Raw genomic sequence first — 287 nt, 5'->3', positions numbered from 1 at the left:
GTCACGTCATCCATCCCGCTCTGCTCGACGCCGCCCTGCACCCCCTCCTCCTCCAAACCCCCACCACCGGCCGGCCACCCCAGGTCCCGTTCACCTGGACCGGTATCACCATCCACACCACCGGCGCGACCCACGCCCGAGTCACCCTCACCCAACCCACCCCCGACACCGCCACCATCACCCTCCACCACACCGACGGCACCCCCCTGGCCACCATCAACCACCTCCAACTCCGCCCCCTACCCACCCACCCCAACACCACCCCCCACACCATCGAATGGCAACCA

1 protein-coding gene is annotated in these 287 nt (G+C 69.0%); it reads left to right on the top strand.

Annotated features, from left to right (window positions below; translation table 11 throughout):
- On the top strand, positions 1 to 287 hold a 287-nt coding region (locus AAH979_RS43255; protein ID WP_346263916.1), incomplete at both ends, for a polyketide synthase dehydratase domain-containing protein.

This window comes from Plantactinospora sp. ZYX-F-223, assembly GCF_039649625.1.
GTDB lineage: Bacteria > Actinomycetota > Actinomycetes > Mycobacteriales > Micromonosporaceae > Plantactinospora.
This window is presented reverse-complemented; position numbering and strand designations above follow the sequence as displayed.